The 15,662-nt window shown below is 47.3% G+C and carries 14 protein-coding genes; 9 read left to right on the forward strand and 5 right to left on the reverse strand.

Annotated elements, in window-relative coordinates:
- Window positions 1-7: 7 nt before the first annotated feature.
- From opp1B to cntE, 5 genes are read left to right on the forward strand one after another with little or no spacing between them, the layout of a single operon-like run.
- The gene (gene opp1B / locus KDC22_RS17105) at window positions 8-940 is read left to right on the forward strand and encodes a nickel/cobalt ABC transporter permease (RefSeq protein WP_211719768.1); all 933 of its coding nucleotides are present in this window, start codon (window positions 8-10) and stop codon (window positions 938-940) included.
- Complete coding sequence (cntC, locus tag KDC22_RS17110; RefSeq protein WP_211719769.1) at window positions 941-1,834, forward strand: staphylopine uptake ABC transporter permease subunit CntC; 894 nt, start codon at window positions 941-943, stop codon at window positions 1,832-1,834.
- Between the two features lie 5 nt (window positions 1,835-1,839).
- Entirely contained in the window at window positions 1,840-2,661 is an 822-nt protein-coding gene (gene cntF, locus KDC22_RS17115) for a staphylopine uptake ABC transporter ATP-binding protein CntF (protein WP_211719770.1), read from the forward strand.
- Window positions 2,648-3,451 (forward strand): ABC transporter ATP-binding protein, encoded by an 804-nt coding sequence (locus KDC22_RS17120; RefSeq protein ID WP_211719771.1) that lies wholly within the window; start codon window positions 2,648-2,650, stop codon window positions 3,449-3,451. The genes cntF and KDC22_RS17120 overlap by 14 nt, the downstream gene beginning before the upstream one ends.
- Window positions 3,448-4,629, forward strand: coding sequence for a staphylopine family metallophore export MFS transporter CntE (gene cntE, locus KDC22_RS17125; RefSeq protein WP_211719772.1), 1,182 nt, complete (start codon window positions 3,448-3,450; stop codon window positions 4,627-4,629). Before KDC22_RS17120 ends, cntE begins: the two co-directional genes overlap by 4 nt.
- A gap of 99 nt (window positions 4,630-4,728) precedes the next feature.
- Here cntE and nikA read toward each other — a convergent pair whose 3' ends face one another.
- From nikA to KDC22_RS17150, 5 genes are read right to left on the reverse strand one after another with little or no spacing between them, the layout of a single operon-like run.
- Complete coding sequence (nikA, locus tag KDC22_RS17130; RefSeq protein WP_211719773.1) at window positions 4,729-6,387, reverse strand: nickel ABC transporter substrate-binding protein; 1,659 nt, start codon at window positions 6,385-6,387, stop codon at window positions 4,729-4,731.
- Between the two features lie 2 nt (window positions 6,388-6,389).
- Entirely contained in the window at window positions 6,390-7,190 is an 801-nt protein-coding gene (locus KDC22_RS17135; RefSeq protein ID WP_211719774.1) for an ABC transporter ATP-binding protein, read from the reverse strand.
- Complete coding sequence (locus KDC22_RS17140; RefSeq protein ID WP_211719775.1) at window positions 7,187-7,978, reverse strand: ABC transporter ATP-binding protein; 792 nt, start codon at window positions 7,976-7,978, stop codon at window positions 7,187-7,189. The genes KDC22_RS17135 and KDC22_RS17140 overlap by 4 nt, the downstream gene beginning before the upstream one ends.
- A complete protein-coding gene (locus tag KDC22_RS17145) occupies window positions 7,975-8,799 on the reverse strand; it encodes an ABC transporter permease (protein ID WP_211719776.1) in 825 nt (274 codons plus the stop codon). The genes KDC22_RS17140 and KDC22_RS17145 overlap by 4 nt, the downstream gene beginning before the upstream one ends.
- Window positions 8,796-9,743 carry an ABC transporter permease gene (locus KDC22_RS17150; protein ID WP_246552696.1) on the reverse strand — a complete coding sequence of 316 codons (948 nt, stop codon included), beginning with the start codon at window positions 9,741-9,743 and terminating at the stop codon, window positions 8,796-8,798. The genes KDC22_RS17145 and KDC22_RS17150 overlap by 4 nt, the downstream gene beginning before the upstream one ends.
- A gap of 488 nt (window positions 9,744-10,231) precedes the next feature.
- Between KDC22_RS17150 and KDC22_RS17155 the strand changes: the two genes are divergently transcribed.
- The 4 genes from KDC22_RS17155 to KDC22_RS17170 all read left to right on the forward strand — a co-directional run bounded on the left by KDC22_RS17155 (window position 10,232) and on the right by KDC22_RS17170 (window position 15,604).
- Window positions 10,232-10,978 carry a helix-turn-helix domain-containing protein gene (locus KDC22_RS17155; RefSeq protein ID WP_211719777.1) on the forward strand — a complete coding sequence of 249 codons (747 nt, stop codon included), beginning with the start codon at window positions 10,232-10,234 and terminating at the stop codon, window positions 10,976-10,978.
- 124 nt (window positions 10,979-11,102) lie between these two features.
- Window positions 11,103-12,917, forward strand: coding sequence for an ABC transporter ATP-binding protein (locus tag KDC22_RS17160; RefSeq protein WP_211719778.1), 1,815 nt, complete (start codon window positions 11,103-11,105; stop codon window positions 12,915-12,917).
- A complete protein-coding gene (locus tag KDC22_RS17165; RefSeq protein WP_211719779.1) occupies window positions 12,910-14,649 on the forward strand; it encodes an ABC transporter ATP-binding protein in 1,740 nt (579 codons plus the stop codon). The genes KDC22_RS17160 and KDC22_RS17165 overlap by 8 nt, the downstream gene beginning before the upstream one ends.
- Window positions 14,650-14,800: 151 nt before the next feature.
- Window positions 14,801-15,604 carry an AAA family ATPase gene (locus KDC22_RS17170; protein WP_211719780.1) on the forward strand — a complete coding sequence of 268 codons (804 nt, stop codon included), beginning with the start codon at window positions 14,801-14,803 and terminating at the stop codon, window positions 15,602-15,604.
- Window positions 15,605-15,662 lie beyond the last annotated feature (58 nt).

Here is a 15,662-nt window from a genome sequence, read left to right on the forward strand (position 1 = left end):
ATCTTGTATGAGCGGATTTATCCTCAAAAGAACACTGATGGCAGTTCCGCTGCTGATCATCATTTCGTTTCTGACGTTTGCTCTGAATCATCTGTCGCCGCTGGAACCGGCTGAGGTTGTTCTGCGGTCACAAGGAGTACCTCAAATTACCGAAGCGTTAATTGCAGAGACCAAAATAGCATTGGGCATGGACCGGCCGTTTCTGATCCGATATTTCGATTGGCTGGGCTCCAGCTTCCGGCTGGATTTCGGCGAATCCTATATAACAGGGACTCCGGTGTGGTCCCTGCTCGGGCCAGCCCTTCTTAATACTCTGAAATTAACGATGGTATCTGTCGTTGCGATTCTGGCGCTGTCTGTTGGACTCGGAATCCTCTGTGCCTTGAAAGAAGGCCGGCTGCTGGACCGTTCAGTACGCGGAATTTCCTTCTTCCTGACCTCCATGCCATCAGCATGGCTTGCAGCAATGATGATCTGGTATTTCTCTGTCAAGCTGGATTGGCTGCCGACCAGCGGCATGGATTCCTTAGCAGGGTACATCCTGCCAGTGATCATTCTGACCGTCAGTTATGCCGGAATCTACTTCCGTATAATCCGAAGCTCCATGTTGAGCCAGTTATATGAGGATTACACGCTATATGCCAGGGCTTGCGGGCTGCCTGAACGGAAAATTACGATGCGTATGTTAAAGAACTCCATGCAGGTAGCTGTATCCGTGTTCTGCATGGCCGTTCCGATTATTCTGGGAAGTACAGTCGTCGTGGAAAGTATCTTCGCCTGGCCAGGACTGGGTACATTGACCGTGAATTCAATCCTGGGCCGGGATTTCCCGGTCATTCAGGCTTATGTTCTGGTTCTGGCTGCCTCCTTCGTGCTGTTTAACACCTTGTCAGATCTCATTAATGCAGCCTTGAATCCCCGATTGAGAAAGGAGTTCTAAATGACTGTATTTCATAAAATGTGGAGCGACAAGCTAGCCGCCTTGTCTTTGTCGGTCACCGCGCTGGTTGCAATCATTGGAATATGTGCGCCTTGGTTCGCACCCCATAGCCCGGAACAAGTTCATATGGAGCTGCGTTATGCTTCACCGTCCTGGCAGTACCTGCTGGGCAACGATCATCTGGGACGCTGTGTATTGTCCAGATTAATTTACGGAATACGCCCCAGTGTCCTCTGGGTGTTTGTAGCGCTGGCAGTATCTGCGGCCTTTGGAGGCATTCTCGGATTCCTGGCTGGCTATTTCAAGGGCAAGACGGATAACGTCATCATGAGAGTCTGCGATATCATGCTCTCCTTTCCCGGTTATGTGATGTCGCTGGCTGTAGTCGGTATATTGGGACCGGGAATCCAGAACATTCTGATTGCCTTCGTCATTATGAAATGGGCCTGGTTTGCACGCGTCATCCGCACCTCGGTCATGCAGTATGCCGATGCTGATTATGTAAGATTCGCTAAGGCGCTTGGAATGGGCAATCTTGCCATCATCATGAAGCAAGTTCTGCCGGTAGCGCTTCCGGATATTGCAGTGATCTCCAGCAGCGCATTCGGCACCATGATCCTGCAAATCTCCGGCTTGTCCTTTCTCGGATTAGGCATCCAGGCCCCTCATGCAGAATGGGGAATGATGCTGAATGAGGCCAGAGGAGTAATGTTTTCCCGGCCGGAGCTTATGCTGGCCCCTGGACTGGCTATCGTTATCGTAGTATCGGCGGTTAATTTCTGCTCCGATGCGCTGCAAGCGGCACTCGATCCTAAATTACAAAGGAAAACCCGTAAATTCCCGCGTAGTTTGGCAATATTCTCCGCCAAAACAAAAGGGGAAGGGGTGGCATAAATTCTATGAATACGCTGGATGTTTCAAATTTGCGGATATCGGACAACCTGACCGGCACAATAATCGTTTCGGATAGCTCCTTCCAGGTTAGACAAGAGAGGTGTCTCGCTATTGTGGGGGAGAGCGGCAGCGGAAAGTCTGTCACCTGCCGGGCAATCATGAGGTTGAATAAATCCAACATTCATCAATCAGGGAGTATGCGGCTGAACGGGGTTAATCTCGCTGAGCTTTCCGAAGCGGAAATGCGGAAGCAAAGAGGCAGGCAGCTGTGTCTGATTATGCAGAACGGCATGCGGGCCTTTGACCCTTCAAGCGTAGTTGGAAGTCATTTCAAAGAGACACTGCAACAGCACTATGGCTGGAACCCGAGCGATATCACGTCCAGGATGGCCAAAGCAATGGAGAGCGTCATGCTTAAAGATCCGGTTGCCCTCATGAATAAATACCCGCATCAGCTTTCGGGAGGGATGCTGCAGCGGATGATGATTGCGCTTGCGATTGTTCTTGAGCCCACGCTGATTATCGCCGATGAGCCTACGTCCGCCCTGGACACCCTTTCACAATTTGAGGTGATGGAACAGCTGATTTCCTTACGGTCAAACACAGGCTGCTCCATGATCTTTGTGTCACATGATTTAGGCATAGTGAAGCAGATCGCTGACGACATTGTGGTCATGAAGGACGGCGAGATTCTGGAGAGTGGAAGTGCAGCTGATATCTTTTCGAATACCCGACATGAATATACCAGACATCTAATAGAAGCCAAGCAGGTGCTGAACCGACATTTTAGCAGCAGGATGGGGGGCTTAGACCTTGTTGACCGTTGATCAGGTGGAGAAATCCTATGCAGGCGGGGAGTTGTTCTCCCGTACAAGCAAGAAGGTATTACACAATATCAGCTTTACATTAGAAGCAGGCGAGGTATTAGGGATTATTGGCGAAAGCGGGAGCGGTAAGTCTACCCTGGGGCGTTTGCTGCTTGGCATTGAGAAGCCTGACCGCGGGACCATTCAATTCGAAGGAATAAGCATAGGTGAGCGGGCAGGCAGAAGGGGGAAGATCAGCGCAGTATTCCAGGATTACACTTCTTCGATTCACCCCTATTACACTGTTGAGAAAGCCTTGACTGAACCCCTTAAGCTGTCGGGACAGAAGGGCAGTGAAGTCGAAGAGAGAATTGATCTCCTGCTGCGTCAGGTGGGACTGGACTCTTCTTACCGCAAGAAATATCCCCATGAGCTGTCTGGAGGTGAAGCACAGCGGGTGTGTATTGCCAGAGCCGTTTCGACGGAGCCACAATGCATTCTGCTGGATGAAGCAGTCAGCTCACTTGATGCTTCCGTTCAATTTCAAGTGCTTGAACTGCTTAAGAAGCTGAAGGAATCGTACGGGATGAGCTATATCTTCATCACCCACGATATTCAGGCAGCAGTCTATCTGTGTGACCGCCTGATGTTTGTCCGTAACGGACAAATCGAGGAGATCGTGTCTGCCCACCAATTAACCGATGTCCGGTCTGAATATTCCAAAGACATGCTTCGGATGGCTTTACGCTTAGCCGGCCCTGGTGAAGAGCGCAGCGTTGATCTTGAGAACCGGAAGGAGAGAATACTGTGAAGGGAGCCCTGTCCTGGCCCTTTCTGCGCCTGTATCTGTTGACTCTCTTATACTTCAGTGCAAACTCTATTCTTAATGTAATCATCCCTCTTAAGGGAGAGTCCCTGGGCGCCAGTAACTCAACCATTGGCCTTGTTATGGGAGCCTATTTGTTTACGACCATGTTTCTACGGCCCTGGGCCGGCCAGTTGATTCATCAGCTGGGTCCGGTTAAAGTACTGCGTGTTATTTTGGTGATAAACGGATTAGCCTTGTCTCTGTATACCTTCACCGGATTAGGCGGATATTTCATCGCCCGGATGCTGCAAGGGGCCTGTACAGCTTTCTTCTCCATGTCGCTGCAGCTGGGCATAATTGATGCCTTACCGCAGAAAGACCGCTCACAAGGCATTTCCATGTATTCGCTTTGTGCATCGATGCCCGGCGTAATAGGTCCTTTACTGGCTATAAATATCTGGGAAACCGGGGAAATGAGTGTTTTTACAATAACACTTATCGGAATGGCTGTCCTTACTGGAGCTGTAGGCTTCAGAGCCACGATGAAGACGGAGGCGGATAACCGGCCGGCTGCTCAGAGAACCGGCATGCGGGGTTCGTTTACCCAACTGTTCATGAATCCACATTTATTCCGCTGCAGTATACTAATGCTGGTATCCTCTATTGTGTTTGGTGCAGTCACAACCTTTATACCCTTGTACGCAGCTCAGATTAATTATGGCAGTGCAGCCGTATATTTGATGCTACAGGCGGCGACGATTGTCGCGGCACGGTTTTTTTTGCGGAAAAAGATTCCTTCGGACGGACGATGGCATCCTGTGTTTGTAACTTGGATTATTCTCGCACTCACGGCGGCGTCCTTATGCACAGGGTTATCTATTATCGGAGGATTCACAGTCTTTTATAGCGGTGCTGTATTAATGGGATTAGCCCAGGCCATGCTTTACCCGACCTTAACAACTTATTTGACGTTCGTGCTCCCGGAGAATAACCGGAATGTGCTTATCGGCTTATTTATTGCTATGGCCGATCTCGGCGTATCGCTGAGCGGAGTGATTATGGGTCCGGTTGCGGATATATTATCCTATACCTGGGTGTATCTTATTTGTTCATTCTTGGGAGGCGCGTTATTATTCTTTATCTATAAACAGCAAGGTGAGAGATTCAGAAGCTCTGGTTAACGGAGTGAACGGTATGACTGCCGGCCATAGTGAGCACCTAAAAAGCAGCAATTCTCTTAATGAGAATGCTGCTTTTTTTGTTTGTTAAGTATATTAGCATTACTTCATCAGCTCAACCTTAGTAATGTCCACGCTGGTAGGTTGTCCATTGAAGCTGTAAGAATTAATCTTTTTACTATTGTAAACCGCAAGCTCTTTCACGAAGGAGAGCGGAAGGAAGATCGCTTGATTATGAATTTCCTTCAGAATGAAATCGTAGGTTTCCTGGATTTTTGTATCATCAGACATACTATACAATGATTCGATAATTTGGTCACCATCAGGTACGAGAGAGAGTGCCTGAGCTGCAAAGTTGTCTACTTTTAATGAAGCGTTCATATTACTGATGAAAGTATAAGGATCATAGGTAAGACCGTACGTCTGGTTCAGAATAATGGTGAAATCATTCTTCATCGTTTCTGCATAATAAGCCATTCTGTCCATACCTTTAACCTTAACATCCATACCCAGCTCCTTGAACTGCGAGGTGAGCGCCAATGCCAAATCGTCCATAAGAGAAGAGCCGGTTGTATACAGAATGGAACCGTGTAGCGGGACACCCTCTTTTTCACGGATTCCGTCACCGTCATGATCGACCCAGCCGGATTGTTCCAAAAGAGAAATGGCTTTCGCTTTATCATAATCATAAGGAGATAATTCTACATTCGTATATGGCATAGACTGGTCGAATACTCTGTCTGCCTTCACCTCAATTCCGGAGAAAAGACTCTCGCTAAGTCTTTGCTTGTCGATCCCGTAACTAGCTGCTTGACGGACATTCAGATCATCAAAAGGGGCTTGAGAAGTATTGAACCCGAGCAAGCGAGTGTACGACACGGCATCAGAGGTTATGGCTCCATAGCCGTCCGCTGCTTTCATCTCATTGTATGCGTCATAGGATATCTTGTCCGCCCCTACGATTAGATCTACCTGGCCGCTGCGTAATGCGAGCAGCTTCGCGTCATTATCAGCAATCACCTTCACATGGAATTGATCTACTTCCGGCTCCTTACCCCAATAGTCAGGATTTTTCACGAAGGTATAAGTAGTACCATCTGTATCGCCGGAGTACATGTAAGGGCCTGTACCCAAAGTGGCCGTCTGCAATTCATCGTCAAGTGTACCATCTTCCTTGAAAGCGTTAGGAGAGACCATAGCCATCGGATTGATCATAGTTAAGTCTTTGAGCACCCCGTAATAAGCATTCTTCAAATGTACCTCTACCGTAAGCGGCTCAACTGCGACTATCTTGTCAAATAGCGTACTGGTTGTTCCATAAGATCCATTATAGCTCCCCAGAAGGACAGGGATTGCCTCCAGATTCTTCTTCACGGCTTCAGCGTTAAGCGCTTCTCCATCGGAGAATGTAACGTTGTCTTTCAGGTGAAAGGTGTACACCAGGCCATCTGGTGAAATGTCCCAGGATTCTGCGAGACCGGGCGTGAATTTACCATCTTCATAATTCACCAGGGTCTCATAAAAATTGACTGCATAATACATAATTCCGTAGTTGGTACTTCGTTCCGGAGTCATGACCGGGTAGAACCCATTGGAGAAGTCCCAACTCTCTGTAAGTGTGATTTCACTGGTTGCCGAACCAGCTGCAGCATTACTTGCCAATAGAGTATTCGCTTCAGTATTGGCAGAAGAGCTGCAAGCTCCGAGAATAACAGCAAGTATGACCATTGACAATATAACCGGTATCCTTTTTTTAAACATGTTCATTCCCCTTTAGTTATGTTCGTTGGATGTGTTTGAAGCGGAAGTGCGGCTATAAGCAGTTTAGAATATTCATGCTGAAAATCATCATACGAAGCCGCATTGTTAAGCTGCTCCACAATCGAACCCTCTTTCATGACCAGGATATTACTGGAGAGATATAAGGCTACATCAATATCATGGGTGATGAAGAGAAAGGTGCTTTTTTCTTCTTCTTTTAGCCGCACAATCAAATCAAGAATTTGCTTTCTGACTGTGACATCAAGCCCGCTGACAGATTCATCAAAAATGATGAACTTCGGAGATATGCTTATCGCCCGCGCGATACAGGCACGCTTCTGTTGACCCCCGCTTAGCTCATGCGGGAGGCGAGTCAGAAGAGCTTCAGGCAATCCAACCTTATAGGCCAGCTCTTGTATTCGTTCCAGCTCCCTTGGAGTATCCTGGGGACCCAGGCAGCGAAGCGGTTCAGCGATAGAATTATATATCGTCCGTCTTGGGTCGAGAGCGCTTTGAGAATTCTGCAGCACCAGCTGGAATTCCGAGCGTTTCCTCCGAAGCGCCTCACCCTTCAATGAAGCTAAATTAATCTCATCCAGCCATATTTCTCCACTCGTAGCCGTTTCTATTCCCGCAAGCATTTTTGCCAATGTGCTTTTGCCGCTGCCGCTCTCGCCAATCAGGGCGTAGCCGGTGTCATCCTGAAGAGTGAGTGAGATATGATTGACGGCATTGACAGCGATGCGCTTCCTTGATTTATCTTTGACGGTGTACTGCTTATGCAGGTTACGGATAGTAATCACAGTTTCACCTCCCTTTTCAGCAGACTAGCCTGTAGCAGTTCCTGAGTATACGGATTCCCGGGGGAGGTAAAGACCTCATGGATTGTGCCAGTTTCGATAATCAATCCTTCCTTCATTACGATGACCTCATCTGCCAGTCTGGCGGCTACTCCGAAATCATGGGTAACCAGAATCAGGCCGATCCCACTTTGCTTGATGCTGTCAAGCTCATCCAGAACGATCCCCTGGTTGCGGACATCCAGTGCCGTGGTTGCCTCGTCAGCAATAATAATTTCCGGTTCAAGGATTAATGACAAGGCAATGATGATACGCTGCAGCATGCCGCCGCTTAAAGTATGCGGATAACTGTTCATCAGTTGTTCACAGCGTGAGAGGTTAAGCTTCTCCAGGGCAGCAAGCCCGAGCGCATAAGCCTCCGCTTTGGTCATCTTCCGGTGGACCTGAAGAGTTTCGATGATTTGTGCACCGATTTTGGAAGCCGGATCAAATGCAGTCATAGAGTTCTGGACAATCATCGCAATTTTGCTGCCACACAAGGAACGAAGCAGACGTTCCTCCAGACCGATAAGTTCAGTTCCAAGGTAACGGATGCTGCCCGATATATTGAACATTTTATGATTGAGCAGACCCATGATCGCTTTACAGGTCATACTTTTGCCGCTTCCGCTCTCCCCAACAATTGCAAGAGTAGAGCCTTGCTTCAAGCTGAAGCTGGAATGCTTAACAATTGGCTGTTGGGTGCCTCTGAGTTCAATAGCAAGGTCTCGAACTTCTAGCAGAGTAGTCATTCGCCTGCCCCCTCTGGTGTGGTAATGTCTCTAAGTGCCTCCCCGAAGAGATTGAAGCCAGCCGCTGCCAGCAGTACGCACAAGCCCGGATACAGGAGAAGCAAGGGATGAGAATAGACGCTTGATCTTGCTTCGCTGAGCATGGCCCCCCATTCCGGTGTGCCGGCTGGAAAACCTAGTCCAAGGAAAGAAAAGCTGGATACCATCAGAATAAGCGAAGCGATGCCAGTGCTTAAGTAGACGATAAATTGCGGGAATATATTAGGAATCACATGATAAAAAATGATCCGTGCATCGCTGCACCCGGCAATTCTGGAAGCTGTAATATAATCCTTACTCATCTCCATACCCGCATAAGTCCGCACAATTTTGGCGAACCATACCCACATGGAGAACAATATTGCCAAGAGGATATTGCTGATTCCTTCACCCAATGCACCCACCAGCGACATCACTACTACCAGAGGCGGGAAGGCCATGAAGATGTCGCAGATGATCAAAAAGCACTGTTCCACCTTCCCGCCTATGTAAGCGGCTGCCGTTCCAAGAACGATGCCGATTCCACCCAGAAGAAGCATCATTGGTACAGCTATACCAAGGGAATAACGTGCTCCATACAAGAGTCTTGAGAATACGCACCTTCCAAGCTGGTCCGTTCCAAGAGGATACTCTGAGCTGGCTGGTAAATATTTATGCAGCACATCAATTTGATTGGGATCATGCGGAGAGAGTAACGGCGCCGCTGCTGCTGCCAGAGTCAGTGCGATTATAATGGTTATGCCAAGCAGCGCCTGCTTATTTGTGAACGTACGCTTTATCATGCAGGGGTGTTCCCTCCAAACTTTAATCGTGGATTCAGTGCCAGATTGAACATATCTGCAAATATATTGCTGATGACAAAAATAACTGCAATGACCAGTACACATCCGTTAACAGTCGGTAAATCCCGGGCGATAATGGCATTTACCAAATGAGTACCTATCCCCTGCCAGGAAAAAATGCTCTCGACCACTGCGCTGCCCACAACCATATAACCAAGGTATTGGCTGAATAATGTAATCAGCGGAGGCAGAGAATTCTTCAGCACATGTTTCCACATAATGGTCCGCATGCTAAGGCCTCTTGCCTTGGCATACAGGACGTAATCCTTATTGAGATTAGACAGAAGAGTGGCCCTGAACAATCGGATGGTGGAAGCAGCAATCGGCAAAGCAAGCGACAAAGAGGGGAGAATGAAACTTCTGATACTCCCGGATTCTACCACGCTGAAAATAGGAAATGTAACAGCAAATATAAGTAATAGTAAGAAGCCCAGCCAAAAGCTTGGCAGTGAAATACCTAGAATGGTAAAACCGCTAATCAGATGATCCCAAAAGCTGTTTTTTCTCAGAGCACCAAAAATACTGACCGGGATCGTCAAAAGAATGACCCAGAACATGGATGCAGCAACTAGGCTCAATGTCATAGGCAATTTATCAGCGATATCGCTGCTGACTGCATTTCTGGTTAAGAGCGATTCTCCAAGGTCTCCTGTAAGGGAGTGGACCAGCCAATTCAGGTATTGCTGATATACAGGCTGATCGAGCCCCATACCCTGACGAATGTCAGCGATTTGTACAGGCGTGGGATTCAATAAGGTGCGCCGGGCGAAGGCTTCAGCAGGGTCAACTGTAGAGAGTGCTGACATAAAGAAGGTGAGGACCGTTACACCGAACAACACAATAAGCAGTGAGGGAATACGTTTAAGCAATGCGATAGCCATCATTTACACCTTTCTGGAGAGTGATATTGGACAAAGAGTATACAACCCGCGATTAAATCGTAATCGTTACGTATTATTATATGGCAGCTATCATATATAACAACCCTTTTTACCGCCATCTTATCGTTTAATCCGTTTTTGGGTAAAAGCGATCCGGTTAGAGGCAGGAAGGACTATACCAAAAAGATTGACAATGATAATAATTCTCATTACGATTATATGATTAAGAAGCGATTGGGGAGAATACAATGAATAACTCGTCTGAATGGTATGAAATTACAAATCTACATTCTCCAATCTGTCCTCTCACTGAAGGATTAAATAGGTTATATAGCCATAGTCCCCTTATGCAGCAAAGGTTGAACGTTCCTGAGAATATCGGACAGGGCTTCTGGGAACGGATTAAGGTCAATTCTTCTATTGAAATAGTCTCCTGCGATATGTATGTGCATGAGAGGACTGAGATGAGCAGTAGAGAGCAGGATAACAGCATGAAGTGGAGCTTCTGCCTTGGGGATCCCATTGATTGGACAGAAGAGGATTCGCGCAAGACGTATACGTTAAACGGGGGACAAATGTCAATATTCGGGCACGAGCCCTCAACAAGCATGGGCCGGTATCATGCAGGGAGCCACATTCAAGGCATCACTGTGAAAATGTCTTCAAGCTTCGCTAAACGCCATGAGCTTCAGTCTATCATGCAAACAGTATACGGCGGTTCAGTCCAGCCATTTCAAATGTATCCGATGACCACAGCAGTGAACCGGATTCTAATAGACATTTCCAGCTGCGACTATGAGGAGGATCTTAAACGAATCTACCTTGAAGGGAAGGTTCTGGAGTTAACTGCGGTTTGCTTACATGAAGCCGGCCGCTCTCAAACTGTCACAGCTCAAATGTCCAGATCCGATATAGATGCTTTAATGCAGGCTAAGCAGATCCTGGACCAGAATTACCTGTCTGCACCAAGTCTGCAACAACTCTCCAGACAGATCTATCTGAATGAATTCAAACTTAAGAAGGGCTTTAAGCTACTATTCGGCAGCTCCGTTCACGCTTATATCATTGAACGCAGACTTGATGCGGCCTATCAACTTCTCGAGACGGCCGATTGCAATATAACAACAGCCGCCGTGATGTGCGGATTTAAGAAGCCCAGCCACTTCACAGAGAAATTCAAGCGGAAATATGGTGTGACTCCCTCTCAATACTTCAAAAAAGGTAATTATCAGCAATGATCCTTTTAATACTATAAGTAATCCCGATTTGGGGTTTATGGCGCCCGGCTATCATGAGAATATTTATAGGTTAGCTGTAAGAACAGATTGACTATAAATTGTATAGAAGGCTAGGGGGTATTCCATGAAACAAAAGTCGGAAATATCAGGATTAATCAGCATTGCCGGAGAGAAAAAAGGTCTGCTTTTTACAGCAAGCTTCTTTTCTGTATTGTCAAGCTTTTTGCAGCTGGCACCTTTTGTTGCTGTCTACAAGATTATCGAGGAACTGCTGATACATGCAGGACAGCCAACTGAAATAGATAAGGATATGCTGCTTTTCTGGGGGGTGTTCGTATTTGTAGCGATGATAGTCGCATTGATCACTTTTTATATCAGCGGGATGAGCTCCCATATTGCAGCTTTCAATATTCTGTATACACTGCGTGTCCGTCTCACTGATCACGCGGCGAAAGTTCCGATGGGCTATCATACCAAAACAGCGACAGGTGAACTCAAGAAAATTATCGAAGTCAGTGTAGAAAAGATCGAGAAATTTATTGCTCATCAGCTACCTGATTTAATCAGTGCCATTATTATACCTCTGCTTCTAACAGGTTACCTGTTCTGGCTGGATTGGCGTATGGCATTGGTGCTGCTGATTCCCATGAGCTTCGCCTTCTGGATGCAGGCACGCATGTTTGCCAGCGATGAGGGACGTACAGCCTATCGTGATTTTCAGTTTGCAGTGGAAGAGATGAATGCTACGGCAGTGGAATATGTCAGAGGCATGCCGGCTGTCAAAGTATTTGGTATCACTGCGGATTCCTTCTTGACTTTCAGGACAGCAGTGCACAGATATCGTGATATTTCATTAAGAATCACTGACCTGTGCAAGACATCCTACAGTTTATTTTTTGTCACTGTAAGTTCGCTGTTTTCTTTTGTTGTACCCATAGGTTTACTGTTGGTCAGTCGCCACTCGGGTGAACAGGCATTTGCAATAACCTTTATCCTGTTTCTGATTATTACGCCAAGCCTGTCAGCCCCCATGCTGAAGCTGCTGCATTTGGGCAGCGGACTCCGGGAGATCATTGAGGGCAATAAGCGGATCGAGGCTGTGTTCGCAGAAAATATTGTGGCTGAACCGTTAAATCCTCAAATCCCTGATTCTTACGATATCTCCTTCGGGCATGTTTCGTTTGCTTATGAACAGCAGGACAGCGAGAATTACAAGCCTGTCTTGAAGGACATCCAGTTTACAGCCAAAGCCGGTGAGATGACCGCACTGGTAGGGCCTTCCGGAGGAGGAAAGTCTACAATAGCCAACCTGCTTCTACGCTTCTGGGATGTCCAGGAAGGCACAATCACTATAGGAAATATTCCTGTTCGTGATATGGGGACTGAGAATCTTATGGAGACGGTCTCCTTCGTATTCCAGGATGTACATCTGTTCTACGATACAATCGAAGAGAATATCCGTATGGGGAATACAACGGCTTCCAGACAGGAGGTCATCAATGCTTCTGTGATCGCTTGCTGCCATGAGTTCATAGAACGGCTGGAGCATGGATATGATACCAAAATTGGTGAAGGTGGAACTTATCTATCGGGAGGAGAGGCGCAGCGGATCGCTATAGCCAGAGCGCTGCTCAAGAATGCGCCGATTCTTGTGCTGGATGAAGCTACGGCTTATGCTGATGCCGAGAATGAGCATAAAATTCAGCAGGGTCTGGTTGAATTAGTAAAAGGAAAAACCGTACTGATCATTGCTCACCGCCTCTCAACCATACGTTCAGCAGAACAGATTCTTGTCGTGCAGCAAGGAGAAATTGTGGAGCGGGGAACGCATGATGAATTACGCAGCCGGATGGGGCTATACGAAAAAATGTGGCAGGCTCACATCAGTGCAGCAGTATGGCAATTAGGCGGAGAGAAGAAGGGGACGGGCCATGAATAATTACTTCTATAATATATCAGGCGGCCAGCCGCGCAGCTTGTGGTCATCCGCCATCGCAGCTCTATTGGATGGGATTGCCAAAGTAATTCCGGCAGCACTGCTAGTGGATATGTTCAATACACTATATATGTCATTTGCAAATCCGGGGAGTCCACTGGATATCCGGAGGATGTGGCTCGTCAGTATCATTCTGCTTCTCTGGTTTGCTGTTGAATATGCAGCCTACGCCTTTCTATACAACAAAACCTATAAAGCGGCTTACAGCTTGTCTGCGATAGGCCGTCTGACGCTCGCCGAGCATATTCGCCATCTGTCGCTCGGGTTCTTCGGCAGACGGGATCCGGCGGATATTACGAATCTGCTGTTAAGTGACTATGGACAGGTCGAACAAACGATTTCTCATAATGTCCCGCAGTTAATCAGTGCGGTTATTCTACCTCTGCTGGCACTCGCAGGACTTCTATTCGTTGATTGGAGAATGGCACTCGCCATGTTTGCCGCGATTCCGCTGGGGGCATTGCTGCTATGGATGACAGATTCTTTGCAGGCCAGATTAAGCGCCAATCATGTCGAGGCCAAAAATGAGGCTGCCAGCCGCTTACAGGAATATTTGTCCGGTATCCGTGAGATTAAGGCACATAATATGGGCGGGAAGCGGTTTGAACGGCTTCGCCTGTCCTTCGATCAGCTGAAGAGGGCTTCCATCCGGCTAGAAGGGATTATGGGACCGCTGATCATGGGGGCGATGCTGCTGACCCGATCCGGATTAACAATCATGATTTTTGTGGGCAGTTATCTTCTCGCGGGGGGGACGCTGTCGCTACCTGTCTTTCTGTTATTTCTTTTAATTGGAACCAAGGTATTCGAACCATTGACTGCTGTGTTGATGAATTACGGTGAAATTAGATATTCTGCTTACAGTGCTCAACGAATTATGGATGTTCAACAGGAGAAGCCTATGCAGGGGACAAGAAGTGACATGCCGTCCGGAGATATTGCATTCGATGCAGTGACCTTCGGATACGAAGCTGGGTTGCCGGTGCTGCAGGATCTTTCTTTCACTATAGCCCCTAATACAATTACTGCACTTGTCGGACCCTCAGGAAGCGGGAAAAGTACGGTCACACGGCTGATTGCCCGATTCTGGGAGGTGGAGCACGGAAGAATCTCCATTGGCGGATTATCTATCCGGGAGATAAACCCGGAGAAGCTGCTGGAGAATATCTCCATGGTCTTCCAGGATGTCTATCTCTTCCAGGATACGATTGGAAATAATATCCGTATTGGAAATATGGCAGCAACTCAGGAAGAGATCGAGGAAGCCGCCAGACGGGCCTGCTGTCATGAATTCATATCCAAGCTTCCGCAAGGCTATGATACTCCGGTAGGTGAAGGAGGATCTACCTTATCGGGCGGAGAGAAGCAGAGGGTGTCCATTGCCCGGGCATTGCTCAAGAATGCATCCATTGTCTTGCTTGATGAGGCTACGGCCTCACTCGATCCGGAGAACGAGGCAGCAATTCAGCAGGCGATTAACGAGCTCGTTGCGGATAAGACCGTCATTCTGATTGCACACCGACTGAAGACCATTCAGAATGCGGACAAGATCCTGGTTCTTGATCAAGGCCGTCTTGTCCAGCAGGGCAAACATGATGACTTGCTGCAGGAGCCCGGCATTTATGCCAATCTGTGGAGTCTGCAGCAAGGAGCAGAGGGTTGGAGATTGAAGTAATCACTTCTTGAAAGAGCCTATAAACTAATAGGCTCTTTTTTGTGTGCTGCTGGTTGACATTTTAAACGAAAAGAAAGTATGATGATTCAAAGCGTAATTATTACGATTAAACACGATCAATACTGATGAAAAGTTAAGGAGCTACACACGAATGAATAAAAACAGCAATAATCAGCGTCTTCCTAGAGCAAAAGGAATAGATATGGGGACGTATTATACACCCAAAGAATGTGCTAGGAAGGTTAAATACCTTGTATTGCCCGAGATGAACCGAAAGATTGTCGAAGAATTTATAACCATCCTAGGGATGAGGGAAACCTTTGAGGAGCACCGCGTACCCATTCCCAATAAAGTTGTCATGTACGGGCCGCCGGGTACCGGGAAAACTCTAACCGCATTCTACATGGCTCAAATGCTGGAGCTTCCCCTTATATTGGTTCGGCTGGATGCGATTATCCATAGCCATTTGGGTGAGACCGGAAGCAATATCCGGAAGATATTCGAGTATGCCAAAGCAACGCCTTGTGTTCTATTTTTGGATGAATTTGATGCGATTGCCAGAACACGAGAGAGTAACGATGAGGTTAAAGAAATGGCACGGGCGGTCAATACGTTACTGCAATGTCTGGATGATTTTGGCGACAGCAGTATTTTTGTAGCAGCAACCAATTTAGAGAATGAGCTGGACAGGGCGATCTGGAGAAGATTCGATACGAAAATGACCTACTCGCTGCCTGATGAATTCAGCAGACGTCAATATATTGAACTATTAATCAACGGTTTTGAAGGTGAACACGGATTGACTGAGGAAGTGTGTGAACACCTAGCCGGATGCAGCTTCGCAGACATTGAACAAATTGTTCTTAAAGCCAAGCGCAAGGCGATTATCGAACATGGTTCGCTAACACGTGAACATATCTTTCTATCCTATGAGGAATATAGTCCTTCCCTCTAATAATCATAACCGGGAGAAAGATCACGAAGCATATTACGCATCTTTTCTTTTATCGTAC

Source organism: Paenibacillus tritici, from assembly GCF_018207515.1.
GTDB lineage: Bacteria > Bacillota > Bacilli > Paenibacillales > Paenibacillaceae > Paenibacillus_AQ > Paenibacillus_AQ tritici.

Bases quoted from the DNA above. Each gene is read 5' to 3' on its own strand.
- KDC22_RS17150 (WP_246552696.1), bottom strand. From the start codon at position 9,743: ATGATGGCTATCGCATTGCTTAAACGTATTCCCTCACTGCTTATTGTG.
- nikA (WP_211719773.1), bottom strand. From the start codon at position 6,387: ATGTTTAAAAAAAGGATACCGGTTATATTGTCAATGGTCATACTTGCT.
- cntC (WP_211719769.1), top strand. From the start codon at position 941: ATGACTGTATTTCATAAAATGTGGAGCGACAAGCTAGCCGCCTTGTCT.
- KDC22_RS17145 (WP_211719776.1), bottom strand. From the start codon at position 8,799: ATGATAAAGCGTACGTTCACAAATAAGCAGGCGCTGCTTGGCATAACC.
- KDC22_RS17155 (WP_211719777.1), top strand. From the start codon at position 10,232: ATGAAGTGGAGCTTCTGCCTTGGGGATCCCATTGATTGGACAGAAGAG.
- KDC22_RS17140 (WP_211719775.1), bottom strand. From the start codon at position 7,978: ATGACTACTCTGCTAGAAGTTCGAGACCTTGCTATTGAACTCAGAGGC.
- opp1B (WP_211719768.1), top strand. From the start codon at position 8: ATGAGCGGATTTATCCTCAAAAGAACACTGATGGCAGTTCCGCTGCTG.
- KDC22_RS17160 (WP_211719778.1), top strand. From the start codon at position 11,103: ATGAAACAAAAGTCGGAAATATCAGGATTAATCAGCATTGCCGGAGAG.
- KDC22_RS17170 (WP_211719780.1), top strand. From the start codon at position 14,801: ATGAATAAAAACAGCAATAATCAGCGTCTTCCTAGAGCAAAAGGAATA.
- cntF (WP_211719770.1), top strand. From the start codon at position 1,840: ATGAATACGCTGGATGTTTCAAATTTGCGGATATCGGACAACCTGACC.
- KDC22_RS17165 (WP_211719779.1), top strand. From the start codon at position 12,910: ATGAATAATTACTTCTATAATATATCAGGCGGCCAGCCGCGCAGCTTG.